Raw genomic sequence first — 24,683 nt, 5'->3', positions numbered from 1 at the left:
AAAGGATTGAAACACCGGAAGCGCGCGGCCCCGGGTCGAGGGAATTCAAGCCTGCGCGGGCGGGCCCCGGGCCGGGGGCGGCGCGGTGGTGCGCACCGCGATGCGCGCCGGTCGCACGGCGACGACCGGGCCGGACGTGCCCTGCGCACGAAACTCGCGCGCAGACGCGAGCACGGGTGGCGCATCCATGTGCACGCACAGGGGACAGTCCAGCGTGTGGCCGGCCGGCGCCGTTCCGCCGCCGGCGCCCTTGGCGACCAGCTTCAGCCCGGTGCCGGAGCACACCAGCTCCAGCGCGCTGGCGCCCACCAGCGGCGCCGCCGTGGCGACGCCGATGGCCAGCGCCAGCCAGGCCAGCATCAGGCGGGCGACAAAGGTGGCGTGGCGCAGGCGCTGCATGGCGCCGATTATCTCAGGGGAAGCGCGGGGCGCGCCGCTCGCGCAGCGATGCCACGCCTTCCCTCACGTCCGGTCCGGCGAAGCCCATGAATTCGAGCGCCAGCGAGGCGTCGAACGCCGGGCCGGCTTGGCGCAGCCAGTTGTTCAGGGCGTACTTGGTCCAGCGGATCGCGCTCTGCGAGCCCAGGGCCAGCCGGTCGGCCACCTCGTAGGCCTTGTCCAGCAGCACGTCGTCGTCCACCGCCAGCGACACCAGGCCGATGCGCTCGGCTTCCTCGCCGGTGATCGGCTCGCACAGCAGCAGGTAGTACTTGGCCTTGGCCATCCCGCACAGCAGCGGCCAGACGATGGCCGCGTGGTCGCCGGCGGCGACGCCCAGGCGGGTGTGGCCGTCGACGATCTTGGCGCCCTTGGCGGCGATCGAGATGTCGGCCAGCATGCCGGCGACCAGCCCGGCGCCGACGGCCGGGCCGTGCATGGCGCTGACGATCGGCTTGTCGCAGTTGATGACGTTGTAGACCAGGTCGCGCGCCTCTTTCCAGACCCGGGCCCGCACCTCGAAGTCGTCCGCCATCTCCTGCACCAGCGCCAGGTCGCCGCCGCCGGAAAAGCCCAGGCCCTCGCCGCGCAGCACGGCGCAGCGCACGGTGCTGTCGGCGCCGACGTCGCGCCAGATCTCGGCCAGCTCGGCGTGGCCGGCGTGGCCGGCGGTGGGCAGCTTGCCGTTGAGCGCCTTCATCTGGATGTCCAGGAGCTGTGGTTGGGCCCGCGGCGGCTGATGGCAAGGGTGGTGTAGCGCGAATAATCCATGGTGGCTTTCGATGGGGCTGCGACGCCGGCAAGCTTATTGCACCGGCCGGCGAAACTGTAGGCACGGTCCTACGCCTGTCATCGTCGCGCTTGTCTGGCGGGACTGGAAAGCCTCTGCTACGGTGGGCATCCATGGATTTTTCCGACCTTCTGTACAGCTCGACAGCGCTGTTTCTCGATTTCGACGGCACGCTGGTCGATATCGCCGAGCAACCCGACGAGGTCGCCGTGCCGCCAGGCCTGGTCCAGACGCTGGGCCTTCTGAACGACTACCTGGGCGGCGCGCTGGCGGTGATCTCGGGCCGCCCGATCGACCAGATCGACGACTTCCTGCGGCCGCTGCGGCTGCCGGCGGCCGGCGTGCACGGCGCCGAGCGCCGCAGCGCGGGCGGCCAGATGTCGCTGATCTCGGCGCCGGTGCTGGACCTGGTGGAACAGGCTGCGCGCAAACTCGCCGCGCAGCACGCCGGCCTGCTGGTGGAGACCAAGCGCGGCTCGGTGGCCCTGCATTACCGGCAGGCGCCCGAGCTGGACCAGGCCTGCCTGGCAGCGATGCGCGCGGCGGTGGAAGAATCGCCCGGCGTGACCCTGCTGCAGGGAAAGATGGTGGTGGAAGCCAAGCCCAGCGGCGCGACCAAGGGCAACGCGATCGAAGCCTTCCTGCGCGAGCCGCCGTTTGCCGGCCGCACCCCGCTGTTCGTCGGCGACGACATCACCGACGAAGTCGGCTTCGCCTGCGTGCAGCGCCTGGGCGGGCTGGGCGTCAAGGTCGGCGAGGGCGCCACCGTCGCCTGGCAGCGGATCGCCACGCCGCAGCAGTTGCGCGACCAGTTGCAGGAAGCCGCCACCGCAAGAACAGGAAAGGCCGTGACCCCATGAACGCACCGCAGCAAGTCCAGCAGTCCCTCAACCTCGGCGTGATCGGCAACTGCGCCTACAGCGCCCTGATCGACGAGCGCGCCGGCATCGTGTGGTCCTGCCTGCCGCGCTTCGACGGCGACCCGGTGTTCAACGCACTGCTCGACGACACCGACAAGGGCGGCACGTGGGCGGTGGAGCTGGAAGACTTCGCGCGCAGCGAGCAGCACTACGAACCCAACACCGCGATCCTGCGCACCCGCCTGTACGACAGCCAGGGCCAGGGCATCGAGGTGACGGATTTCGCGCCGCGCTTCTTCAGCCGCGGCCGCACCTTCCGGCCGCTGACGCTGGTGCGCCGGGTCAAGGTGATCGAAGGCTCGCCGCGGATGCGCATGATGATCCGGCCGCGCTTCAACTGGGGCCGCGAGCAGCCGCTGGTGACGCAGGGCAGCACCCACATCCGTTACGTCGGCACCAGCCAGACGCTGCGCCTGAACAGCGACGCGCCCTTGAGCTACCTGCTGTCGGAGACCTTTTTCGTGGTCGACCGGCCGATGAACTTCATCATGGGGCCGGACGAAACCCTGGTGTCCGGCATCGAGGACACGGCGCGCGGCTTCGAGCAGGAGACCGCTGCCTACTGGCGCAACTGGACCCGCGCGCTGTCGCTGCCGCTGGAATGGCAGGACGCCACGATCCGCGCCGCCATCACGCTCAAGCTCTCGCTGTTCGAGGACACCGGCGCCATCGTCGCCGCCATGACCACCAGCATCCCCGAAGCGCCGGGCAGCGGCCGCAACTGGGACTACCGCTACTGCTGGTTGCGCGACGCCTTCTTCGTGGTGCGTGCGCTCAACAGCATTTCCGAAGTGGCCACCATGGAGGAATACCTGCGCTGGCTGAACAACGTGGTGGTGCGCTCCGGCGGCGGCCACATCCAGCCGCTGTACGGCATCGGCCAGGAGGAACAGCTGCCCGAGGCGATCCTGGAGCACCTGCCCGGCTACCGGGGCAACGGCCCGGTGCGGGTGGGCAACCAGGCGCAGGAGCACTTCCAGCACGACGTCTACGGCAACATCGTGCTGGGCGCCGCCCAGGCCTTCCACGACCACCGGCTGCTGCGGCGCGCCGGCCGCGCCGAGTTCGGCTACCTGGAAGCGGTGGGCGAGCAGGCCTTCCGCGTCTATGACCAGCCCGACGCGGGCATGTGGGAGCTGCGCACCCGCGCCCGGGTCCATACTTCCTCCGCGCTCATGAGCTGGGCGGCGTGCGACCGGCTGGCCAAAGTGGCAGCGTCGCTGAGCCTGCCGCAGCGCATCCGTTACTGGCGCGAGCGCGCCGACATCATCCGCGAGCGGATCCTGCGCGAATCGTGGAGCGAGCAGCGCCAGGCCTTCGCCGAGAGCTTCGGCGGCAAGGACCTGGACGCCAGCGCGCTGCTGATGGCGGAAGTGGGCTTCATCGACCCGAACGACAGCCGCTTCGTCGCCACCGTCGACGCGCTGGAGAAGTCCCTGTGCGACGGGCCCTACATGCGCCGCTACGAGGCGCCGGACGACTTCGGCAAGCCGGAGACCGCCTTCAACATCTGCACCTTCTGGCGCATCGACGCGCTGGCGCGCATCGGCCGCAAGGCGCAGGCGCGCGAGATCTTCGAGGTGATGCTCAAGAGCCGCAACCCGCTGGGCCTGCTGTCGGAGGACACGCACCCGGTCACCGGCGAGATGTGGGGCAACTTTCCGCAGACCTATTCGATGGTGGGAATCATCAATGCCGCGGTGCGCCTGTCGGCACCGTGGGATTCGGTGATCTAGGATGTCGTCGAGACTGGTCGTCGTTTCCAACCGGGTTGCCGATCCGCGCAAGACCGCCGCCGGCGGCCTGGCGGTCGCCCTGGGCGACGTGCTGAACAAGACCGGCGGCCTGTGGTTCGGCTGGAGCGGCAAGGTGATCGAGGCCGAGCAGGGCGGCGTCGCCGGCGAAGGCGAGGTGCACACGCACCAGGCCGGCGCGGTGAAGCTGGTCACCGTCGACCTCTCGCGCGAGGACCACGACGCCTACTACGCCGGCTATTCCAACGGCGTGCTGTGGCCGGTGTTCCACTACCGGCTCGACCTGGCCGATTTCGACACCGGCTACATCGCCGGCTACCGGCGCGTGAACCAGCTGTTCGCGCGCAAGCTGCTGCCGCTGCTGCAGCCGGACGACATCATCTGGGTGCACGACTACCACCTGATCCCGCTGGCCGCGGAGCTGCGCGCGCTCGGCTGCGCCAACCGGATCGGTTTCTTCCTGCACATCCCGCTGCCGCCGCCGCTGATCCTGGCGGCGATCCCCGGCCACGACTGGCTGATCCGCGCGCTGTTCTCGTTCGACCTGCTCGGTTTCCAGAGCAAGGCGGACCTGGGCCACTTCACCGCCTATGCGCAGGCCGAGGCCCATGCGCAGAACGTCGGCGAGGGCCGCTGGCGCGCCTTCAACCGCACGGTGCATGCCGGCGCCTTCCCGATCGGCATCGACGTCGACGAATTCCAGGGCCTGGCGCAGGCCAAGGAAGGCCTGGACATGTACGTGCGGATGAAGGAGGAGTATTCACGCCGCAAGCTGCTGGTGGGCGTCGACCGGCTCGACTACTCCAAGGGCCTGCCGCAGCGCATGCGGGCGTTCCGCGAGCTGCTGGCCAGCTACCCGGACACGCGTGACAGCGCGACGCTGATCCAGATCGCCTCGCCCAGCCGCGAGGACGTCAGCGCCTACAGCGACATCCTGCACGAGCTGGAGAGCCTGTGCGGCTCGATCAACGGCAACTTCGGCGAGCTGGACTGGATGCCGGTGCGCTACATGCACCGCACGGTGGCCCGGGCGCGGCTGCCGGGGCTGTACCGCGCCAGCCGCGTGGCCCTGGTGACGCCGCTGCGCGACGGCATGAACCTGGTGGCCAAGGAGTTCATCGCCGCGCAGGATCCCGAGGACCCGGGCGTGCTGGTGCTGTCGCGGTTCGCCGGCGCCGCGGAGCAGCTGCGCGACGCGTTGCTGGTCAATCCGTACGACACGGCCGGCACCGCTGCCGCCATCCACATGGCGCTGATGATGCCGCTGGAGGAGCGGCGCGAGCGCCACCAGGGCCTGATGAACAGCATCCGGCGCTACGACGTGCACTGGTGGTGCGATTCCTTCCTGGAGGTGCTGGGCGAAGCCAGCGCCGAGGAAAGCGGCACGCCGTGGCTGCGCCTGTAGCAAGCGAGCAATAAGTCCGCATCCAGCGGCCGGGGGAGCGCGTATTCGATGGCAGCAGGGGACTTCCTCTCCTGCATCCAACCGGAGCGATCCCCATGAAGAAGCTGCTGCTTGCCGCCTGTGTTTCCACGTCCCTGCTCGGCGCCTGCGCCACCTCGATGGACGGCCCGATGGCCGCCTCGCCCGCGTCCTCGATGTCCATGGGCGCGCCGATGGTCGGCGGCGCCGCGATGTACCCGAGCAAGGACATCGTCGACAACGCCGTGAATTCGAAGGACCACACGACGCTGGTCGCCGCCGTCAAGGCCGCCGGCCTGGTCGACACGCTCAAGAGCCCCGGTCCGTTCACCGTGTTCGCGCCGACCAACGCGGCGTTCGCGCAACTGCCGGCCGGCACCGTCGACACGCTGCTCAAGCCCGAGAACAAGAAGATGCTCACGCACGTGCTGACCGATCACGTGGTCGCAGGCCGCGTGGACTCGGCCGCGCTGGCGCAGATGATCCGCGCCGGCAACGGCCGCGCGCTGCTCAAGACCGTCGGCGGCGACACCCTGGTGGCCACCATGAGCGGCAACAAGGTGCTGATCACCGACGCCAAGGGCGGCTCCGCCACCGTGACCATCGCCGATGTCTACCAGTCCAACGGCGTGATCCACGTGGTCGACAAGGTGCTGCTGCCGGGGTGATGCACGGTTGTCGTCCCCGGACCCGATCCGGGACCCGGAGCTCTCGGCGCCAACGAAACAGCCGTCATCAAGGAAGGGCGGTTGGTGCGCTTCTCATTGATCGACGGCTGTTGGGATTTCCAGCGTCGGGGTCCCGGTTCGATCCCGGGACGACAGGGCCCGGTCAATCCAGCTTGACGCCCGCCGCCTTGATGATCGGCCCCCAGCGCATGGCCTCGGCGCGGGCCATGGCCTTGAACTGCGCGGGCGTGCCGGGCAGCAATTCCATGCCGTAGTCGGCGGCGCGCTTCTGCACCGGCGCGCTCAGCAGCGCCTTGTTCAACTCGCTGTTCAACCGCGCCACGATCGCCTCGGGCAGGGCCGCCGGGCCGAGCAGGCCCTGGAACGCATACACCTCGGCGTTCGACACGCCGGCTTCGGCCAGCGTCGGCACATTGGGCAGCGACGGCGCGCGCCTGGCCGAACCGATCGCCAGCACGCGCACCTTGCCGGCCTGCATCACCGCCAGGCCGCCGGCCAGGTCCAGGAACATGCACGGCACCTGGCCGCCCATCACGTCCTGCACCGCCGGCGCGGCGCCGCGGTACGGGATGTGGGTGATGTAGGTGCCGGTGCGGTTCTTGAACAGCTCCATCGCCAGGTGATGCGGCGAGCCGTTGCCCGGCGAGGCGTAATTGAGCTTGCCGGGGTTGGCCTTGGCATAGGCGATGAATTCCTTGAGCGTCTTCACCGGGAAGTTCGGGTTCACCACCAGCGCCAGCGGGAAGCGCGCCATGGCCCCGATGTAGCTGAAGTCCTTTTCCGGATTGAAGGGCAGCTTGCCGAACAGGTGCTCGTTGTAGGCCAGGATGGCGTTGTCGGCCGACATCACGGTGTAGCCGTCGGGCTTGGCCCGCGCCACCAGTTCGCCGCCGATGTTGGTCGACGCGCCGGGACGGTTGTCCACCAGGATCTGCTGGCCCAGCGCCGGGCGCATCGCCTCCGCCACCGTGCGCGCGAGCACGTCGGTGCCGCCGCCGGCCGGATAGGGCACGATCCAGCGGATCGGCTGCTCCGGATAGCTCTGGGCATGCGCACCGGCGGCGGCCAGCGCCGCGCCGGCCAGGAGGAAATGTCTGCGTTGCATGGTGGTGGTCTCGTCGGTCTCGTTGTTGGGATTCTTGTCGCTCATTTCGCCGCGGGGACGATCTTCTGCTCGATGGCGCCGAACAGGCTCTGGCCGTCCTTGCCCTTCATCTCGATCCGGATGGTGTCGCCGAACTTCATGAATTCGGTCGAGGGCTTGCCGTCCTGGATGGTCTCGATGGCGCGCTTCTCGGCGATGCAGCTGTAGCCCTTGGGCCACTCGGTTTTGCCGTTGGCGCCGGCGACGCCCTTGTTGCTGACCGTGCCGGAGCCGACGATGCTGCCGGCGCGCACGTTGCGGGTCTTGCAGATGTGGGCGATCAGCTGGCCGAAGTGGAAGGTCATCTCGGGCCCGGCGTCGCACATGCCGACCTTGCGGCCGTTCCAGGCGCTTTGCAGCGTCAGGTTCAGGCGGCCCTTGTCCCAGGCGTCGCCCACTTCGTCCAGCGTGATGGCGACCGGCCCGAATGCGGTGGCCGGCTTGCTCTGGAAGAAGCCGAAGCCCTTGGCCAGTTCGGCCGGGATCAGGTTGCGCAGCGACACGTCGTTGGCGATCATTAGCAGCCGGATGCCGTCCAGCGCCTGCTCCGGCGTGGCCATCATCGGCACGTCGCCGGTGACCACCGCCACCTCGGCCTCGAAGTCGATGCCGTAGTCCTCCGACGGCACCACCACGTCGTCGCGCGGGCCCAGGAAATCGTCGCTGCCGCCCTGGTACATCAGCGGGTCCTCGTAGAAGGTCTTGGGCACCTCGCTGTTGCGGGCCGCCCGCACCAGTTCCACGTGGTTGATGAAGGCCGAGCCGTCGGCCCACTGGTAGGCGCGCGGCAGCGGCGCCATGCACTGCGCCGGATCGAAGGGAAAGGCGTTGCGCGCCTTGCCGCTGTTGAGCGCCTCGTACAGGTCCTGCAGCTGCGGCGAGATGAAGCTCCAGTCGTCCAGCGCCTGCTGCAGCCTGGCCGCGATGCCGGTCGCATAATGCGCCGTCCCCAGATCCCGGGACACCACCACCAGCTGGCCGTCGCGCGAGCCGTCCTTGTACGTTGCAAGCTTCATCGGATTTGCCCCGGGACCGCGAACGCGCTAGAGTCCCAGCACATTACGCATTGTGAAATGAATTTACCTAAACGTAATTCTAACGGAACGGACCGGCGATGAAGGAGCGCGCTGGGATCCAGTCGGTGGAGGTGGGTTTCGGCTTGCTGCAGGTGTTGGGACAGGCCGCCGGGCCGCTGATGCTGCGCGACCTCGCGGCCGCCGCCAGCATGAGCGCCGCCAAGGCGCACCGCTATCTGGTGAGCTTCCAGCGGCTGGAGCTGGTGGCGCAGGACCCGATCAGCACCCGCTACGACCTCGGGCCCGCGGCCCTGAAGCTGGGGCTGGCCTCGCTGTCGCGGATCGACGCCGTCAAGCTGGCGCGCGAGCGCGTATCCAAGATCGTGGAGCAGATCGGCGGCCACACGCTGGCGCTCGCCGTCTGGGGCAACCACGGCCCGACCATCATCCACTGGGAGGAGTCGCCGCACACCGTCACCGTCAACCTGCGCCTGGGCGACGTGATGCCGCTGCTGACGTCCGCCACCGGGCGCTGCTTCGCCGCCTACATGTCGCGCGAGGCGATCGCGCCGATGCTCAAGGAGGAGATCGCGCGGGCGCAGAAGTCCGGCCGCACCGACCTGCCCAGCACGCTGACCGAGGCCCGGCAGCTGCTGGACGACGTGCGCCGGCGCGGCGCGGCGCGGGTGGTGGACACGCTGCTGCCCGGCATCGTCGGCTTCTGCGTGCCGGTGTTCGATTCGGACGGCCACATCGCGCTGGGCATCATCGCCGTCGGCTCGATGGCCACCTTCGACCCGGAATGGGACGGCGCCGTCGACGGGCCGCTGCGCGCGGCCGCCCTGCAGCTGTCCAGCGACCTGGGGTGGCGGGGATGATCGCCCGGCAGCCGGTGGCCTGGCGGCCATTGGTGCTGCTGGCGCTGGCGGTGGTGGCGGCGCATGCGCTGCTGCTGTCGTGGTCGACGTCCTTCGAGGCGCCCCGGCCGCCCGGGATGAAGGCACTGGTGACGCGGGTCGTGAATTTCATCCCCGAGGTGCAACCGCCCGCGCCGGTCCAACGGCAGGTCGATCCGGACAGGCCGGTCGCTCCGCGCGTCCGCCCACCTCCGCGCGCCTCGCGTCCGCGGCCAGCCCCGGCGCCCATGGTCACGCCAGTGCCCCTGCCCGAGCCCGTTGCAGCGGTGGCAGCCGCGAGTGCGGAGCCGGCCGTCGCCGCAGCCTCGGCGCCGCCGCCCCTGATCGACAGTCCCCCGCCTGCGGCGCCGACAACTGCGCCGGCCGCCGCGATCGCGCTGGCCATCCCCGGCTCGGTGCGCCTGAAATACGCCGTCAACGGCGTCGTCAAGGGCCAGCGCTGGTCGCTCAACGGCCAGCTGCTCTGGCGCCACGACGGCAGCCGGTACGAGGCGCGACTGGAATACTCGGCGCCGCTGCTGCCTTCGCGCGCCCAGCAAAGCACCGGGAGCATCACGCCCGAAGGCCTGGCCCCGCAGCGCTTTTCCGACAAGAGCCGCACCGAACAGGCCACCCATTTCGTGCGCGACAAAGGCACCCTGGTCTTCAGCAACAACGCGCCCGAGCTGCCGCTGCCGCCCGGCGCGCAGGACCGCCTGAGCGTGTTCCTGCAACTGGCCTCGATGCTGGCGGCCGCGCCGGCCAAGTTCCCCCCCGGCACCGAGATCACCATGCAGACGGTCGGCACCCGCGACGCGCAGGCCTGGGTCTTCACGGTGGAGGGGGAGGAATCGCTCGACCTTCCCGGCGGCAGGGTCGCCACCCGCAAGCTGGTGCGCCAGCCGCGCGGCGAGTACGACATCCGTGTCGAACTCTGGCTGGGCACCGGCATGGACTACGTGCCCGTGCGCATTCGTCTGACACAGTCGAATGGGGATTATGTCGACCAGCAGTGGACCTCAACCGACAGGTCCTGAGCCCGCTCTTGCTTAGTCTGGGAACCAGAGGAAGGGCCTACCAGCGTTATCCCGGTCCACCTTGAAATGGGTTCAAACGTTGCCAGATAACGCGGTAAAGGAAATCCACCATGCAAATGCTCTATGACTCAGACGCCTTCGTGGTCGTGCACATGCAGGCCAACGAGCCGCTGGAGGGCGAGCCGGCGCCGGGCATCGCGCGGCACGGCTTCGAGATCGTCGACAAGCGCTCCAACAAGGAGGTGTATCTGGACGGCTCGTGGGCCGAGGCCTTCCAGCGCCAGATCAACGCCTGGCAGGTGAACACGCCCACCCAGGAAGAAGTCGAAACCACGCTGGACGGCTACGCCGAACTGGCGCAGAACCCGCTCGTCATGCATTGAATCCCTCCTGTTTCGCCTGGCCGTAGCGCCAGCGGAACAGCGGCCCGACCAGCACCAGCACCGCCACCAGGCGGCAGACCTGCAGGGCGGTGACCATCGGGACGCCCAGCTGCAGCACCTTCGCGGTGATCGCCATCTCGGTGATGCCGCCCGGCGAAGTTCCCAGGATCATCGTCGCCGGATGCACCCCGGTCCCCCACGCGAGCAGCGCGGCAAAGCCCGCGCTCAGCGCGATCATTCCCAGCGTCCCCAGCAGCACCGACAGCAGCCAGCGCGGCGCGGTATGGACGAAGCGCCCCTCGAAGCGCACGCCCAGGCTGACGCCGATCACCAGCTGCGCCGCCTTGGTCATCCAGTCCGGCAGCGCCGACAGCTCGACGCCGAAGGTGGTCAGCCCCATCGACACCAGCAGCGCCCCCAGGAACCACGGGTTCGGCCGGCCGCTGCGCGCGGCCAGCCAGGAGCCGGCGCCGGTGGCCAGCGCCAGCAGCCCCAGCCCGCCCCACTGCACCAGCCGCGGCCCGGGTGGCGTCGGATCCAGGCCGTGCATTCCGCTGAAGGTGAAGGCGAACGGAATCAGGATCGTCACCGACAACAGGCGCAGGCTGTGGCTGGCGGCGACCAGGTCGGTGCGCGCGCCTTCGCGCTCGGACAGCAGCGTCATCTCGGACGCCCCGCCGATCGAGCCGGCGAAATAGCAGGTGGCGCGCTTCTGGTGCTCGGTGCCGGCGAGCCGCCCGGCCTCGCAGCGGTACATCCAGGCGCCGAACATCCAGCCCAGGGCCAGCGCCCACAACACCGCCAGCCCGATCACCCACCACAGGCTGGCCAGCAGGCCGGCCACCTGCGGCGTGAAGTACAGGCCCAGCGCCGTCCCGATGGTCCATTGCGCCAGGTTGCGCAGCGGACTCCAGCTCTGGGTCGGCGCGCCGCGCATCGAGGCCGCCGCGGTCGCCACCAGCGGGCCGATCATCCAGGGCAGCGGGGTTCGCAGCCACGCACAGGCCAGGGCGGCGGCCAGCGCGAGCAGCAGGGACAAGGCGATGCGGGCGGCGGCGCGCGAAGGCATGTGCCCTAAGCCGCCGGCGCCGCCCGGCGGGCGCTGCCGCCGCGCCGGCGATCGGCCCGCGGCAGCGACAGCGCGCTGCCGGCCATTTCGCCAGCGCGCTGGCCGACCCGCTCCAGCAGGCGGTCCAGCACGGCGATCTCGGCATCGGTCAGGCCGGACATCAGGTCGCGATTGACCTCCTGCACCACCGGCAGGATCTGCCGGTAAAGGTCGTTGCCGCCGGCAGTCAGCGCCAGTTCGATGTAGCGCCGGTCGCCCGGCCGCGGCAAGCGCGTCACCAGGCCCTTCTTCACCAGGCTGACGATCGCCTTGGAGGTGGCGGACTTGTCCAGTTCGGCCCGCGCCGCCAGCTCCGACGAGGTGGTCGCGCCGCCGGCCGCCAGCAACGCAATCACCACCCACTCACGCCGGGTGACGCCGAACTGGCCTTCGCAATAGCGCAGCACCATCCCTCCGCCGACCGCCCGGATCCGGTTCAGGCGGTACAGCAGCATGTCGGGCAAGCCCTGGGGATGGCGCAGGCGGACGGCCGCCTCGGTGATGCTCATTGGCTAGGGGAAACACGCAGGACAGTGTCTTTCAACCATTATTGCAGTTCACCCAGAATGGGAGGCTCGATGACCGACGCCCTCCTGCCCGACGAAGCCAGCGCGCGCCGCGAGCTCGCCGCCTGCTACCGGCTGTTCGATTTCCTCGGCTGGACCGAGATGATCTTCAACCACATCACGCTGCGGGTCGATTCCGGTCCGGGCGGCCGGCCCCACTACCTGATCAACCCGTTCGGGCTGCATTACAGCGAAGTGACGGCCGACAACCTGGTCAAGATCGACGTCGACGGCAACGACATCGACCGCTGCGGCCGCCCGGTCAACCAGGCCGGCTTCGTGATCCATGGCGCCATCCACCAGGCGCGCGACGACGCCCACTGCATCATGCATGTGCACACGACGGCCGGCTGCGCGGTGGCGTGCAAGGAGAGCGGGCTGCGCCACGACAACTTCTACAGCGCCGCGTTCTATGGCGACGTCGCGTACCACGACTACGAGGGCGTGACCACGGGGCTGGAGGAACGGCCGCGGCTGGTGCAGGCGCTCGGCTCCAGGCGCTGCCTGATCCTGCGCAACCACGGGCTGCTGGTGACCGGGCAGGACATCCCGCAGGCGTTCCAGCGGCTGTGGATGCTGCAGCGGGCCTGCGAGATCCAGCTGGCCAGCGACGCCGGGCTGGGCCCCAACCGCGCCATCCCGGTTGACATCCTGGAGCGGGTGCCCGCCACCCGCGCCAAGATGAACGTCGACCAGGAAGGCAACGCCCGCAAGATGTTCGACGCCATGTTGCGCAAGGCCGGAATCCGGCCCGAGGCGCTCTGACCCCGGTGCCCCACGCCACCCCATTTCCTGGAGATCCCATGCCCACACCCACACCAACCGCCGCCGGCTTCGAGGTCATCCGCCTCGGCGGCAACATCGGCGCCGAGATCCGCGGCCTGGACCTGACGCAGCCGCTGGCGCCGCGGCAGTTCGAGGCGCTGCACGCCGCCTTCGTGCGGCACGAGGTGCTGGTCTTGCGCGACCAGGACATCACGCTGGAGCAGCAGATGGCGTTCGGCCGCCTGTTCGGCGAGCTGTCGATCCACCCGTTCAGCCCCAACCTGGACGACAAGCGCGAGGTGATCGTGCTCGATTACTCGGCCGACAACCCGCCGGCGCTGACGGACCAGTGGCACGCCGACGAGACCTTCCGCGCCGCCCCGCCGTCGATCACCATCCTGCGGGCCAAGGTGGTGCCGCAGTACGGCGGCGACACGCTGTTCGCCAGCATGACGGCGGCCTACACCGGGCTGTCGGAGCGGATGAAGCAGTACATCCACGGGCTGGAAGCGATCCACGACTTCAAGCCCTGGCGCCCGCTGTTCACCAGCTCGGAGGCGCACCAGGCCAAGCTGCGCGAGCTGGAGCGGCAGTTCCCCAATCCGTCGCATCCGGTGGTGCGGCTGCACCCGGTCAGCGGCCGCCGCTCGATCAACGTCAACGCGCAGTTCACCACGAAGATCAAGGGGCTGAAGGAGGACGAGAGCAACATGATCCTGCAGTACCTGTACAGCCGGGCGCAGATCCCGGAGTTCCAGCTGCGCGTGAAGTGGCAGCCGCACACCGTGGTGATGTGGGACAACCGCTCCACCCACCACTACGCGCCGCACGACTATTACCCGCAGCGCCGCACCATGAACCGCGTCACCATCAGCGGCGAACCGGTGCAGGGCGTGAGCGGCAGCTACACGCCGGAAGAGGGCGTGGAGCCCTTGCCGGACGGCCACAACGTCAAGCCGGCGGCGGGTGCGAAGCGCCCGATCCGCGAGTTCGAGCGCGGCCTGGCCAGCAAGGAATCGGCATGAAGGCGGTTTCCCGCCGCCGGCTGTTGCAGGGGACCGCGCTCGCGCTGGGCGCTTGCACGCTCCCGGCGTTCGCCCAGGCCGGCTACCCGGACCGGCCGATCAAGCTGGTGGTGCCGTTCCCGGCCGGGGCGCTGACCGATACGCTGGGCCGCATGGTGGCCGAGAAGCTGCGCCCGGTGCTGGGCCAGCCGATCGTGGTGGAGAACCGGCCGGGCGCCGGCACCCTGCTGGGCGCCAGCCAGGTGGCCAAGTCGGCGCCCGACGGCTACACCCTGATCGTGGCCACCAGCACCACGCTGGCGATCGCGCCGGCGATGTTCACCACGCCGCCCGCGGTGGCGGCGGACTTCATCGGCGTGGCGATGATCGGCAACGTCACGCTGCTGCTGGTCACCCGCCCCGACCTCAAGGCCAGGACCCTGGCCGAGCTAGTGGCGCTGCTGCGCGCGCAGCCGTCCCGCTACAACTTCGGCTCGCCGGGCAACGGCACGATGCACCAGCTGCTGGTGGAGATGATCAAGACCCAGGAGAAGGTGCACGCCACCCACGTGCCGTACCAGGGCAGCATGGGCGCGCTGAGCGACCTGATGACGGGGCGGATCGACTTCATGTTCATCGACGCCGTCGCCGGGCTGCCGCAGATCCAGGCCGGCAAGGTCAACGTGATCGCGGTGGCGGGCGCCAGGCGCCATCCGACGCTGCCGCAGGTCGCCACCGTGGCCGAAACCTATCCGCGCATCGACATGTTCGCCTGGCAGACCATCGCGGCGCCCAAGGCGACGCCGCTGGCGCTGGTGAACCGGCTGAACGCGGAGATCAACAAGCTGCTCGACACGCCCGAGATGCACGCGGCGCTGCAACGGGTCGGCGTCGAGGCCAGCCCGATGTCGGTGGCCGCGCTCAACGAGCTGATCGCCAGCGACGAGAAGCGCTTCGGCGACCTCGTCCGCGCGGTCGGCGTCAAGGCCAACTGAGCCGCCGTGCGCGCATCCGGATGCCTGCCGGCGCAGCCTGTAGGATGAAGCCATGAAGCGCCGACTCGCCATGCTGCTGACCGGATTGCTGGCCGCTGCCTGTGCCGCGCCGCCGCAGGCGCCGGACCCCATCCAGTCCGACACCCCCATCCTGCTGCTGGGCGAACAGCACGACGAGCCCGGGCACCACACGCTGGAACGCGAGATGGTGTCGGCGCTGGCCGGCCGCGGCGTGCTGGCGGCGCTGGCGCTGGAGATGGCGGACCGCGGCGCCAGCACCGCCGGCCTGGCGCCCACGGCGAGCGAAGACGAGGTGCGGCGGGCGCTGCGCTGGGAGCACGAAGGATGGCCCTGGGCCGACTACGCGCCGGCCGTGATGGCCGCCGTGGCGGCCGGCGTGCCGGTGGTCGGCGCCAACCTGCCACGCCAGCAACTTCACACCGCGATGGCCGATGCGACGCTGGACGCACTGCTGCGCGGGCCGGCGGTCAAGGCCCAGCAACAGGCGATCCGCGAAGGCCATTGCGGGCTGCTGCCGGAAAGCCAGATCGGTCCGATGACGCGGGTGCAGATCGCGCGCGACCGGTCGATGGCGGCGACGCTGGCGGCGCTGGCGGTGCCGGGCAAGACGGTGCTGCTGATCGCCGGCGGCGGCCATGCCGATCCGGACGTCGGCGTGCCGCAGCACCTGCCGGCGGGGCTGGTGAGCAAGTCGGTGCTGCTGCCGACGCCGCTGACGCCCAGGCGCGACTACTGCGAGGACATGCGCAAGCGCCTGCCGCCCGCGGCCGCGTCCTGACGCGCGGCGCTTGATCTGGCGCAAACGCGGGCGGCGGCCGGGCGGCGAGGATGGCGCATGGCCGAATCCACCGTCTTCGAGCAGCTGCTGCAGGCCGCCGCCGCCCAGCCCGATCCGCAGCGCCTGCTGTTCGTCTTTGCCGCCGCCGAACTCCCTGCCGACGCCACGCCGGTGCAACGCGAGCGCTTCGCGCAGGGCCGGGGCGGCGCGCTCGAGCCGTTGGCCTGCGTCGACCGCAGGCCCGACGAACTGAGCACCTTCGAGGCGCTGGTGGCGGAATCGCGGACGGCCAGTCCGCCCTGGCAGGTGGTCTTCGTCGCCGGCCTGTCCGGTCGCGACGGCCGACCGCCCTCGGACCAGGAAGTGGATGCCTCGCTCACCGCGATGGTGAACGGCGTGCGGCGCGGCGAGTTCTGCGGCTGCCTGACGCTCGACGCGCAGGGCCAGCCGCTGGAGTTTTGCTAACGAATTCTGGGTTCGGCCAGCAGCTGCTCCGGCGTCGTGTAATACGCCGCCGTCGCGCCCAGCCGGGCCCGGGCCTGCGCCAGTTCGTGGCGCGCCACCGTGCGCAGGTGCACTTCGTCCGGGCCGTCCATCAGCTGCAGCGCGCGGCCCCAGGTCCAGAAGCCGGCCAGCGGCGTGTCGGGCGACAGGCCCATGGCGCCGAACACCTGCATCGCGCGGTCGACCACCCGGGTCTGCAGGCGCGCAGCCACCACCTTGATCGCGGCCACCCGGGCCCGCAGCAACGCCGGCTCCGCATCCTGCCGGTCCAGCAGCCAGGCGGTCTGCAGCACCAGCAGCCGGGCCTGGTCGATCTCGATGCGCGACTCTGCGATCCATTCCTGCACGTTGGCGAAATCGGACAGGTGCCGGCCGAAGGCCTCGCGCTCCAGCGCGCGCTCGCTGGTCAACGCCAGCGCCAGCTCGCATTGGCCGATGGTGCGCATGCAGTGGTGCACCCGGCCCGGCCCGAGCCGGGCCTGCGCCATGGCGAAGCCCTCGCCCCAGGCGCCCAGCAGGTTGGCGGCCGGCACCCGCACGTCGCGCAGCAGGATCTCGCAGTGCCCTTCAGGCGCCAGGTGATGCACCACGCTGATGTTGCGCAGCACCGTGACGCCGGCGGTGGCCAGCGGCACCAGCACCATGCTGTGGCGGTGGTGGCCGTCCGCCTGCGCCTCGCCGTCGTTGCGGCACATGACGATCAGCAGCCGGCAGTGGGGGTGGGCGGCGCCGGTGATGAACCACTTGCGGCCGTTGAGCACCAGCTGGCCGCCCTCGCGCCGCACCGTGGTCTGCAGGTTGGTCGGGTCGGACGACGCGACGTCCGGCTCCGACATCGCGAACGCCGAGCGGATCCGGCCCTCCAGCAGCGGCGCCAGCCATTGGGCGCCCTGGTCCGGCGTGGCGAACAGGTGCAGCAGCTCCATGTTGCCGGTGTCCGGCGCGCTGCAGTTGAAGACCTCCGCCGCCCACGGCAGCCGGCCCATGGCCTCGGCCAGCGGCGCGTAATCGAGATGGCCCAGCGCGGTGCCGGGCTCGTCCGCGTGCAGGGAGGGCAGGAACAGGTTCCACAGGCCCTCCTCGCGGGCCAGCACCTTCAGGTCGTCGAGGAAGGGCGGCGGGTAGATCCCCTGCTGCACCGAGCGGTGCCAGGCCGCGTTGTACGGCAGCAGGTAGCGCTGCATGAACGCATCGAGCTGCTGGAGCAGGCCCTCGGCCCGCGCGGAGGGAGAGAAGTTCACGCCGCGTCTCGCCGCTGCGCCATTTCCTTGCCCATCGCCTGCACTGCGCCGGCATCGAGCAGCGCCACCGCGGCCGGATAGACGACCTGTTCCTCGGCGGCGATGTGGCCCGCGTACAGGCCGGAGAAGGCGTCCAGCGCCGCCTCGTCGGCGGCGGCCAGCGCATGCAGACGGCCGGCGGCGACGGCGTCCAGCACCCGGCGCGCGACCACCCAGTGCTCCTCCATCTGCAGGTGCTCCTGCTGCAGCCGCCCGACCAGCTCCCGGGTGGCCGGATCGCCCTTGGCCAGCAGCGGCGGGAACACGTGCAGCTCCTCGTCCTGGTGGTGCTGCGGCGCCGCCCGCTCGAAGTAGCGCAGCACGTCGCGGGCGGCGTCGCGCGCCTGCTCGTCGGCGCCGTGGGTGCGCATGTGCTCGCGCAGCCGCTGCAGCAGCGCCACCATGCGCTGCATCCGCTCGTGGCAGGCATGCAGCATGTCGAACGGCTGCTCGAAGCTGGCCGCCGGGGAAGAGATCAGGGAGTCGACGCGCACGGTCTGGTTCATGAGGGCACCTCCAGTTCGCTCACATACTGCTCCATTCCGGGCCGGGCGCGGCGCGGCCGGCTCGATGCCACCGTGCCCAGGCTGAGGAAGCACAGCGCCTGCTCGTCGCGACGCAGGGCGAACAGGCGGCGCAGGCCGTCCGACTGCAGCGCCTTGCCGCTGGTGAGCGCGGAGCCGAATCCCAGCGCGGTCGCCATCAGCAGCATGTTCTGCAGCGCGCAGCCGGCCGACACCAGCCGCTCGGCCGCGGGGATCTCCGGCGCGCCGCCCAGGGCGGCGATCGCCAGCAGCAGCACCGGCGCCCGGAATGCCTTCTCGCGGGCCTGGGCACACTGCGCGGGGCTGGCGGCCGGATCGCGTTCCAGCAGCGACTGCTCGAACACATCGGCCAGCGCGGGACGCGCGCGCTCGGGCACCAGCACGAAGCGCCAGGGCAGCAGCTCGCCGTGGTCCGGCGCGGCCGCGGCCGCGCCCAGGATCGCCGCGAGCTGGGCCCGGTCCGGACCCGGCGCCGCCAGCCGCTTGGGCAGCACGGTGCAGCGCGACTGGATCAGGGCAGCGGCCCATTCGCCGGCGCTGGCGGCATCGACCGCGCCGGCCGCCGTGGCCGGCGCCCTTGCTGCTTGCATCACGGCGTGCATTACGGTCCTTCGCCTCAGCCGCAGGCGCCGACGTGGCCGCAGGAGGTGCAGAAATCGCAGCCGTCCTTGCGGATCATCGCGTTGGCCCCGCATTCGGAGCATTTGGCGCCGGCCATCGCGCCCGGCTCGGCGGCGCCGTGCGCCGGCGTGGCCAGCGCCGGCACCTCGCCGCCGCCGCGGCGGGCGATGATGTTCTGGATCGCATAGGCGATGGCCGCCACTTCCGAGTCATGCCACAGCGGCACCTCGCTGCCGTCGGCGCGCACATAGGTTCCCAGCCGCACCGGCCCGCGGTCCCAGGCCACCTTGCGCATGTCGGCCAGCGCACGCTCCAGGAAGCCGCCGCGCGCCGCCAGCGACAGCAGCCGCATGCTGGCCGTGATCCACTGCTGCGACTGCGCGCTCTGGCCGACCGGCATGAAAAATTCGATGGCGCGCTCGCGGCCGCCGGCCACCGGCAGGAACGACACCACCAGGTACAGGTTCTGCCGGCCCTGCTGGGTCCAGTATTCGAGCTTCTCCGCCACCGAGGGCAGCGCGCCGCGCGGCCGGCTCTCGATCACCGAGCGCATCGGGTCGGCGCCGGACTGCGACGGCGCCGCGTCGAGTGCCGGTGCCGCGGTGCTGAGCACCGAGCCCAGGATGCTGTTGGGCCGGTAGGTGGCCAGCCCCTTCAGGCCGGCCTGCCAGGCCTCGAGGTAAAGCCCCTTGAAATCCTCGTAAGGATAGTCGGCCGGGATGTTGACCGTCTTGGAGATGGCGGTGTCGACGAAGGGCTGCACCGCCTCCATCATCGCCAGGTGGCCGGCCGCCGGCATCTCCAGTGCCGAGACGAAATAGCGGGGCAACTGCGTCGTGTCGCCGCCCAGCGAACGGTACAGCCGCCACGCATGGTCTTCCACCATGTACTCGGTGGTGGTGCCGTCGGCCTCGCGCTTCTTGCGCCGGTAGGTCCAGGCGAACGAGGGCTCGATGCCGTTGGACGCGTTGTCGGCGAAGGCCAGGCTCACCGTGCCGGTCGGCGCGATCGACAGCAGGTGGCTGTTGCGCAGCCCGTGGGCGCGGATCTGCTCCTGCAGCGCCGGATCGAGCCGGCTGACGAAGGTGCCGCCCTCCAGGTAACGGCCGGCGTCGAACAGCGGGAAGGCGCCCTTTTCGCGCGCCAGCGCCACCGAGGCGGCGTAGGCCGAGTCGCGCATGCAGCGGGCGATGCGCACCGCCAGCTCGCGGCCATCCGCTTGGTCGTAGCGCAGGCACAGCATCGCCAGCGCGTTGCCCAGGCCGGTGAAGCCGACCCCGATGCGGCGCTTGGCCATCGCCTCCACCCGCTGCTGCGGCAGCGGCCAGAAGGTGAGGTCCAGCACGTTGTCCAGCGCCCGCACCTGCAGCGCAACCGCCTGCGCGAAGGCCTCGAAGTCGAACTGCGGCGTGCCGCCGAAACCGAAGGGATGGCGCACGAAACGCGGCAGCACCACCGGCCCGAGGTCGCAGCAGCCGTAGGGCGGCAGGGGCTGCTCGCCGCACGGATTGGTCGCGCTGATCTCTTCGCAGTAACCCAGGTTGTTGTCGCGGTTGATGGTGTCGGGAAACAGGATGCCCGGCTCGGCGAAGTCGTAGGCCGAGCGCATCACGGTCTCCCACAGCTCCCGCGCCGGCACGCTGCGGTAGACCCAGAAGCAGTCCTCGCGCCGGTGCGCGCCCTGCGCGACCAGCGGGGCGCCGGGCTGGGCCCGGTGCAGCAGCGGCCAGTCCTCGCCGGCCTGCAGCGCGCGCATGAATTCGTCGGTGACGGCGACCGAGACGTTGAAGTTGGACCAGCGCCCCGGCGTGCGCTTGGCGGTGATGAATTCCAGCACGTCGGGATGGTCGATCCGCAGCACGCCCATCTGGGCGCCGCGGCGCGAGCCGGCGCTTTCCACCGTGGCGCAGGAATGGTCGAACACGTCGATGTAGCTGCAGGGGCCCGATGCGAAGGAGCCGGTGCTGCTGACCATGGCGCCGCGTGGCCGGATGCGCGAGAAGTCGTAGCCGACGCCGCCGCCACGGCGCATCGTTTCGGCCGCCTCGCGCAGGGCCTCGTAGATGCCGGGATAGCCGCCGTCGTCCTGGCCCTGGATGCAGTCGCCGACCGGCTGCACGAAGCAGTTGATCAGCGTCGACTGCAGCCCGGTGCCGGCCGCGCTCATGATGCGGCCGGCACCGATGGCGCCGGCCCGCAGGTTGGCGTGGAACAGCTCGCGGTACTGCGCGCGCTGGCCTTCGGGCTCCACCGAGGCCAGCGCGTCCGCCACGCGCGCGTACACGTCCTCGACGTCCGCTTCGCCGGGCCGGAGGTACTTCTCCTGCAGCACGTCGCGGCTGATCGGCTGCATCGGCAGCGTGCCGGCCGGGCTGGGGTCGCGCTTCATGCCGCCGCGCCCTGCCCGAGGTCCGGCGGGCGGACGCCGCCCAGCAGCCACTGCATCAACTCGTGGACGGACCGGATTGCGCTGCCGAACGGCAACGCGCCGGCGCCGCGGAAGAACAGCCCCCGGTCGATGTGGCCCGCCGCCGCATGCCCCAGCACCTTGTCGATGCAGAACTGGCCCCACGCCGCATTGCCGTCGCGCAGCCCGCAATGGGCCAGGCAGTCGAACCACATGGTGCAGTGGGGTTTGACGTGGGCATGGGCCTGCAGCCGCGGTTGCAGCCGCAGGTACTTTTCCAGCCACGGGGTGCGGACGGCGCGCGCCGGCAAGCCGGCGACGCTGGTGAACTCCACCAGGTCCTCTGGCCTGGCCTCGGCCAGGACGCGCTTGAACTCGGGCGCAGCGTCGCCCTCGGTGGTGACGGCGAAGGCAGTACCGACCTGGACCGCGGCAGCCCCCAGGTCCTGCAACCGTCTGATGTCGTCCAGGCTGGTGACGCCGCCGGCCGCGATCAGCGCAATCCTGCCTTCCAGCCCCACCGACCGGAGGAAGGCCAGCGTCTCAGGCAGCACCACGTCGAAGTCGAAGCGTTTGTCATGCACGTCGGCGACCTTGGCGGCGCCGAGGTGGCCGCCGGCTAGTCCGGGATGCTCGATCACGACCGCGTCCGGCAGGCGTCCCTTCTTTTCCCACTTGCGCACCACCAGTTGCACGCCGCGCGCATCCGACAGGATCGGAATCAACGCCGCTTTCGGGTAATCGCGCGCCAGTTCGGGCAGGTCCAGCGGAAGGCCGGCACCGACCACCACCGCGTCGATGCCGCAGTCCAGCGCATGGCGCACATAGTGTTCGTATTCGCTCACCGCCCGCATCACGTTGACGGCCAGCAGGCCCCGCCCTGCCGACAGCTGGCGCGCCTTGGCGATCTCGCGGCCCAGGGCCACCAGGTTTGCCGCGTCGATCAGGGGCTTGGCGGACTCGCCTTCGAGGGCCTGGGTCTGTTCCATCAGGTCCGGGTGCAGCCGGCGCAGGTCGACGCAACTGATCGTCCCGACGGCGCCCTCCGCGGCGACCGTGCCGGCCAGCCCGCCGGCCGACACGCCGATGCCCATGCCGCCCTGCACCACCGGCACCAGTTCCCGTTCCCCCAGCGTCCAAGGCCTCAGGCCCGCTGCGCGCGCCAGCGCCTTGAGCGCTGCTGCGCCCTCTTCAATCCGAGATGAGGTGTCCATCGTGTTCCACAAGGTTGGTACGGGCCGGTTCCACCGTTGGAGGCTACCGAAACCGGGACGAAGCCACCTTGTCATGCATCAAAGACACGCACTTTTGCGAGCCTGAGCACGCCATGCCGACCCTGCAGCTTCAGATGGCCGCTGCGTGCGCCTGCGGCCCATGTGGTCATTGCACCAGGGGTGTCTGCGCCGCATCGAGCTCGACGCCCTCCACCCGGGCGGCGCCGGCCAGCAGCTGCAGGCGCTGGCGCAGCGCCGTGGCATACGCCTGCTGGCGCAGGGCCATGCGCACCGCGCCCTGCACCGAGGCGAACGGCTGCGCCGCGCCGGGTTCGCGCTCCAGTACTTCCACCACGTGCAGGCCGAAGCGGCTGTGCACCAGCCGCGGCAGCACGCCGACCTCGACGTGGCCGAACAGCTCGCGGGCGAACTCGGGCGCGCAGTCCGCCGCCGCCAGCCAGCCCAGATCGCCGCCCTGCTGGCCGCTGGGGCAGTTGGACAGCTCGCGGGCGGCGCGGGGGAAGCCGTCGCCGGCGCTGCCGTCGTGGCAGCGCACGTCCAGCAGGCAGGCCTCGGCGCGGTTGCGCAATGCGACCACGTCCATCCCGGGCGTGACGGCGAACAGCACGTGCCGCACCCGCACCCGCTCGCCGCTGCGGTAGCGCGCCGGCTGGGCGTCGAAATGGCGGCGGCAGGCTTCGTCGGAGGGCTCGGGAACCTGCAGCTCGCGATCCAGCCAGCTGTCGATCGCGTCGCAGGCCGGCTCGCTGATCGCGCCATCGACCGGAACCGGATCGTCGCCGGCGAGCAGGCCGTCCTGCATCGCCGCCTGGCGCAGCAGCTCGGTGCAGGCGCGCTGGCGCAGCTCCCCGGCGGACAGCGTTTCCTGCGGCGAGTGCAGCGGCACGCCGTTGACGCTGGCGATCGCGGTGGCGGTGGCGGTGGCGCCGCTCATGGCAGCCGCCTGGTCGGAACGGCGTGGCCGGGCGGCAGGTTCAGCCGCCGGCTGCGCACCACCTGGTGCGGCCGGAACAGGAAGCCGACGGTGGCAAAGCCGCTCCAGACGTGCACCAGGCGGCTGAACGGAAACAGCAGGAAGATGGTCATGCCGAACACCACGTGGAACAGGTAGGGCCAGGCCAGTTCGGACATGGCCGTGGCATCGACCGGGCGCAGGGTGACGATGCGCTGGGCCCAGTCGGCCAGGATCAGCATCACGCTGCCGTCGGAATGCTGGAAGGACAGGGGGATGGTGATCAGGCCGACCACCAGCTGCACCCACAGCACCAGCAGGATCGCGATGTCGGTCGGGTGGCTGGTGTGGCGGATGCGGTCGTCGAACACCCGCCGGTACAGCAGCAGGCTCAGCCCCACGAAGCACAGCAGGCCGGCGATGCCGCCGGCCGTGATGGCCAGCATCTGCTTGGACGCCGCGCTCATGAAGACGCCGTACACGGAGTGCGGCGTGAACAGCCCCACCATGTGGCCGAAGAACAGGAACAGCACCCCGACGTGGAACAGGTTGCTGCCCCAGCGCAGCGTGCCGGCGCGCAGCATCTGCGAGGAGTCGCTCTTCCAGCTGTACTGGTTCTGGTCGAAGCGGATCAGGCTGCCGACCACGAACACCGTGAAGCAGACATAGGGATAGACCTGGAACAGGAAACCGTAGACGCCGCTCATGACGCTGCTCCTTGCGCGTAACTTGTCTTGCGAACGATGTGGACCGGCTGCGGCTGGCCCGGACGGGCCTGGCCCTGGGTGGAGCAGCCGTCGAACACCACCGGCTCGGCCCAGCTCTCGTCCAGCGGCGGCTCGGGCGCCGGCTCGATGGCCTCGGCCCTCTGGCCCGCCAGCTCCAGCAACGCGCCCAGCACGCTGGCGTACGCGCTGTCACGCTGGCGCAGCGCGCCGAAGATGCCCTGCAGCAGGTGCGCGATCTCGCCCAGGAAAGCCTTTGCCTCGGCCTGCGGCTGGGTGGAGACGAACTCCAGCACCGCGGGCAGGTAGTCGGGCAGCTCGCCCTCGGCCAGGACCAGGCCGGCCGTCTCGTAGGTCTGGCCCAGGTCGATCATCGCCGGGCCGCGCTCGCGCGAATCGCCATGCACATGCTCGAACAGGTGCAGCGAGGTGGCGCGGCCGCGGTCGAACAGTTCGACATAGGCGGCCTCGGTTTCAAGCGGGTCGCCGCATTCCAGGGCGTCCATCAGCGCGAGCAGCTCGCCGCGGCGCGTGGGCTTGAGCGCACTCTCTTCCTTCAGCAGCGCCGCCATCTCGGGAAGATAAGAACGCAGTTGCGCGTCGGGGTAACCGAGCAGGCCCGCCAGGATGCGCAGCGCGACGGCACCGGGGGTGCGCTTCGGTGCGGAGCTGTTGTTCTGTTTCATC

General features: G+C 70.4%; 26 protein-coding genes. 12 read left to right on the top strand and 14 right to left on the bottom strand.

Features of this window, described 5'->3' with window-relative positions; all coding sequences use genetic code 11:
• Positions 1-45: 45 nt before the first annotated feature.
• Positions 46-399 carry a hypothetical protein gene (locus tag ACFPOE_RS05920; RefSeq protein WP_376849096.1) on the bottom strand — a complete coding sequence of 118 codons (354 nt, stop codon included), beginning with the start codon at positions 397-399 and terminating at the stop codon, positions 46-48.
• A gap of 13 nt (positions 400-412) precedes the next feature.
• Positions 413-1,138 carry an enoyl-CoA hydratase/isomerase family protein gene (locus ACFPOE_RS05915; protein ID WP_376849095.1) on the bottom strand — a complete coding sequence of 242 codons (726 nt, stop codon included), beginning with the start codon at positions 1,136-1,138 and terminating at the stop codon, positions 413-415.
• Positions 1,139-1,341: 203 nt separating this feature from the next.
• On the opposite strand from ACFPOE_RS05915, the gene otsB reads away from it, so the two are divergent.
• The 4 genes from otsB to ACFPOE_RS05895 all read left to right on the top strand — a co-directional run bounded on the left by otsB (position 1,342) and on the right by ACFPOE_RS05895 (position 5,993).
• Positions 1,342-2,088 carry a trehalose-phosphatase gene (gene otsB / locus ACFPOE_RS05910; protein ID WP_376849094.1) on the top strand — a complete coding sequence of 249 codons (747 nt, stop codon included), beginning with the start codon at positions 1,342-1,344 and terminating at the stop codon, positions 2,086-2,088.
• Positions 2,085-3,884, top strand: a complete 1,800-nt coding sequence (locus ACFPOE_RS05905) for a glycoside hydrolase family 15 protein (RefSeq protein WP_376849093.1) — start codon at positions 2,085-2,087, stop codon at positions 3,882-3,884. The genes otsB and ACFPOE_RS05905 overlap by 4 nt, the downstream gene beginning before the upstream one ends.
• A gap of 1 nt (position 3,885) precedes the next feature.
• On the top strand, positions 3,886-5,307 hold the full coding sequence (gene otsA / locus ACFPOE_RS05900; protein ID WP_376849092.1) for an alpha,alpha-trehalose-phosphate synthase (UDP-forming): 1,422 nt from the start codon (positions 3,886-3,888) through the stop codon (positions 5,305-5,307).
• Positions 5,308-5,402: 95 nt separating this feature from the next.
• Positions 5,403-5,993 carry a fasciclin domain-containing protein gene (locus ACFPOE_RS05895; RefSeq protein ID WP_376849091.1) on the top strand — a complete coding sequence of 197 codons (591 nt, stop codon included), beginning with the start codon at positions 5,403-5,405 and terminating at the stop codon, positions 5,991-5,993.
• A 163-nt stretch (positions 5,994-6,156) separates the two neighbouring features.
• Here the strand turns inward: ACFPOE_RS05895 and ACFPOE_RS05890 are convergent, their stop codons facing one another.
• Both ACFPOE_RS05890 and ACFPOE_RS05885 read right to left on the bottom strand, forming a co-directional pair.
• Positions 6,157-7,119 carry a Bug family tripartite tricarboxylate transporter substrate binding protein gene (locus ACFPOE_RS05890; RefSeq protein WP_376849271.1) on the bottom strand — a complete coding sequence of 321 codons (963 nt, stop codon included), beginning with the start codon at positions 7,117-7,119 and terminating at the stop codon, positions 6,157-6,159.
• Positions 7,120-7,160: 41 nt separating this feature from the next.
• Positions 7,161-8,174 carry a fumarylacetoacetate hydrolase family protein gene (locus tag ACFPOE_RS05885; protein WP_376849090.1) on the bottom strand — a complete coding sequence of 338 codons (1,014 nt, stop codon included), beginning with the start codon at positions 8,172-8,174 and terminating at the stop codon, positions 7,161-7,163.
• A 98-nt stretch (positions 8,175-8,272) separates the two neighbouring features.
• Here ACFPOE_RS05885 and ACFPOE_RS05880 point away from each other — a divergent pair, with 98 nt between their 5' ends.
• The 3 genes from ACFPOE_RS05880 (at position 8,273) to ACFPOE_RS05870 (ending at position 10,490) form a co-directional block, all read left to right on the top strand.
• A complete protein-coding gene (locus tag ACFPOE_RS05880) occupies positions 8,273-9,052 on the top strand; it encodes an IclR family transcriptional regulator (RefSeq protein ID WP_376849089.1) in 780 nt (259 codons plus the stop codon).
• A complete protein-coding gene (locus ACFPOE_RS05875) occupies positions 9,049-10,107 on the top strand; it encodes a DUF3108 domain-containing protein (RefSeq protein WP_376849088.1) in 1,059 nt (352 codons plus the stop codon). Before ACFPOE_RS05880 ends, ACFPOE_RS05875 begins: the two co-directional genes overlap by 4 nt.
• Before the next feature lie 110 nt (positions 10,108-10,217).
• Positions 10,218-10,490, top strand: a complete 273-nt coding sequence (locus tag ACFPOE_RS05870) for a BTH_I0359 family protein (protein ID WP_376849087.1) — start codon at positions 10,218-10,220, stop codon at positions 10,488-10,490.
• Here the strand turns inward: ACFPOE_RS05870 and ACFPOE_RS05865 are convergent.
• The gene (locus ACFPOE_RS05865; RefSeq protein WP_376849086.1) at positions 10,480-11,559 is read right to left on the bottom strand and encodes an AbrB family transcriptional regulator; all 1,080 of its coding nucleotides are present in this window, start codon (positions 11,557-11,559) and stop codon (positions 10,480-10,482) included. The two genes, ACFPOE_RS05870 and ACFPOE_RS05865, sit on opposite strands and share 11 nt — an antisense overlap.
• 5 nt (positions 11,560-11,564) lie before the next feature.
• The gene (locus tag ACFPOE_RS05860; protein WP_376849085.1) at positions 11,565-12,107 is read right to left on the bottom strand and encodes a MarR family winged helix-turn-helix transcriptional regulator; all 543 of its coding nucleotides are present in this window, start codon (positions 12,105-12,107) and stop codon (positions 11,565-11,567) included.
• A gap of 69 nt (positions 12,108-12,176) precedes the next feature.
• Between ACFPOE_RS05860 and ACFPOE_RS05855 the strand changes: the two genes are divergently transcribed.
• The 5 genes from ACFPOE_RS05855 to ACFPOE_RS05835 are packed head-to-tail and all read left to right on the top strand — an operon-like array spanning position 12,177 to position 16,192.
• Entirely contained in the window at positions 12,177-12,929 is a 753-nt protein-coding gene (locus ACFPOE_RS05855; RefSeq protein ID WP_376849084.1) for a class II aldolase/adducin family protein, read from the top strand.
• 38 nt (positions 12,930-12,967) lie between these two features.
• Positions 12,968-13,954: a TauD/TfdA dioxygenase family protein gene (locus ACFPOE_RS05850; RefSeq protein ID WP_376849083.1), complete on the top strand. Its 987-nt coding sequence runs from the start codon at positions 12,968-12,970 to the stop codon at positions 13,952-13,954.
• The gene (locus ACFPOE_RS05845; RefSeq protein WP_376849082.1) at positions 13,951-14,928 is read left to right on the top strand and encodes a Bug family tripartite tricarboxylate transporter substrate binding protein; all 978 of its coding nucleotides are present in this window, start codon (positions 13,951-13,953) and stop codon (positions 14,926-14,928) included. The genes ACFPOE_RS05850 and ACFPOE_RS05845 overlap by 4 nt, the downstream gene beginning before the upstream one ends.
• A gap of 52 nt (positions 14,929-14,980) precedes the next feature.
• Entirely contained in the window at positions 14,981-15,727 is a 747-nt protein-coding gene (locus tag ACFPOE_RS05840) for a ChaN family lipoprotein (protein WP_376849081.1), read from the top strand.
• Positions 15,728-15,784: 57 nt separating this feature from the next.
• Entirely contained in the window at positions 15,785-16,192 is a 408-nt protein-coding gene (locus ACFPOE_RS05835; RefSeq protein ID WP_376849080.1) for a ribonucleotide reductase subunit alpha, read from the top strand.
• Here the strand turns inward: ACFPOE_RS05835 and ACFPOE_RS05830 are convergent.
• The 8 genes from ACFPOE_RS05830 to narJ all read right to left on the bottom strand — a co-directional run bounded on the left by ACFPOE_RS05830 (position 16,189) and on the right by narJ (position 24,682).
• On the bottom strand, positions 16,189-17,472 hold the full coding sequence (locus ACFPOE_RS05830) for an acyl-CoA dehydrogenase family protein (RefSeq protein ID WP_376849079.1): 1,284 nt from the start codon (positions 17,470-17,472) through the stop codon (positions 16,189-16,191). The two genes, ACFPOE_RS05835 and ACFPOE_RS05830, sit on opposite strands and share 4 nt — an antisense overlap.
• Positions 17,469-18,017 (bottom strand): hemerythrin domain-containing protein, encoded by a 549-nt coding sequence (locus ACFPOE_RS05825; RefSeq protein ID WP_376849078.1) that lies wholly within the window; start codon positions 18,015-18,017, stop codon positions 17,469-17,471. Before ACFPOE_RS05825 ends, ACFPOE_RS05830 begins: the two co-directional genes overlap by 4 nt.
• Positions 18,014-18,646, bottom strand: coding sequence for a nitroreductase family protein (locus ACFPOE_RS05820; RefSeq protein ID WP_376849077.1), 633 nt, complete (start codon positions 18,644-18,646; stop codon positions 18,014-18,016). The genes ACFPOE_RS05825 and ACFPOE_RS05820 overlap by 4 nt, the downstream gene beginning before the upstream one ends.
• A 26-nt stretch (positions 18,647-18,672) precedes the next feature.
• Positions 18,673-21,066: an adenosylcobalamin-dependent ribonucleoside-diphosphate reductase gene (locus ACFPOE_RS05815; RefSeq protein WP_376849076.1), complete on the bottom strand. Its 2,394-nt coding sequence runs from the start codon at positions 21,064-21,066 to the stop codon at positions 18,673-18,675.
• Positions 21,063-22,298: an NAD(P)H-dependent flavin oxidoreductase gene (locus ACFPOE_RS05810; RefSeq protein WP_376849075.1), complete on the bottom strand. Its 1,236-nt coding sequence runs from the start codon at positions 22,296-22,298 to the stop codon at positions 21,063-21,065. Before ACFPOE_RS05810 ends, ACFPOE_RS05815 begins: the two co-directional genes overlap by 4 nt.
• A 166-nt stretch (positions 22,299-22,464) precedes the next feature.
• Positions 22,465-23,253 carry a peptidylprolyl isomerase gene (locus tag ACFPOE_RS05805; protein ID WP_376849074.1) on the bottom strand — a complete coding sequence of 263 codons (789 nt, stop codon included), beginning with the start codon at positions 23,251-23,253 and terminating at the stop codon, positions 22,465-22,467.
• Positions 23,250-23,978: a respiratory nitrate reductase subunit gamma gene (gene narI / locus ACFPOE_RS05800; protein ID WP_376849073.1), complete on the bottom strand. Its 729-nt coding sequence runs from the start codon at positions 23,976-23,978 to the stop codon at positions 23,250-23,252. The genes ACFPOE_RS05805 and narI overlap by 4 nt, the downstream gene beginning before the upstream one ends.
• Positions 23,975-24,682: a nitrate reductase molybdenum cofactor assembly chaperone gene (gene narJ, locus ACFPOE_RS05795; RefSeq protein WP_376849072.1), complete on the bottom strand. Its 708-nt coding sequence runs from the start codon at positions 24,680-24,682 to the stop codon at positions 23,975-23,977. Before narJ ends, narI begins: the two co-directional genes overlap by 4 nt.
• Between the last annotated feature and the right edge of the window lies 1 nt (position 24,683).

Source organism: Caenimonas terrae (assembly GCF_042655405.1).
Lineage (GTDB): Bacteria > Pseudomonadota > Gammaproteobacteria > Burkholderiales > Burkholderiaceae_C > Ramlibacter > Ramlibacter terrae_A.
Note: the sequence above shows the minus strand (reverse complement) of the source record. Positions and strands in the feature narration are given on the sequence as shown.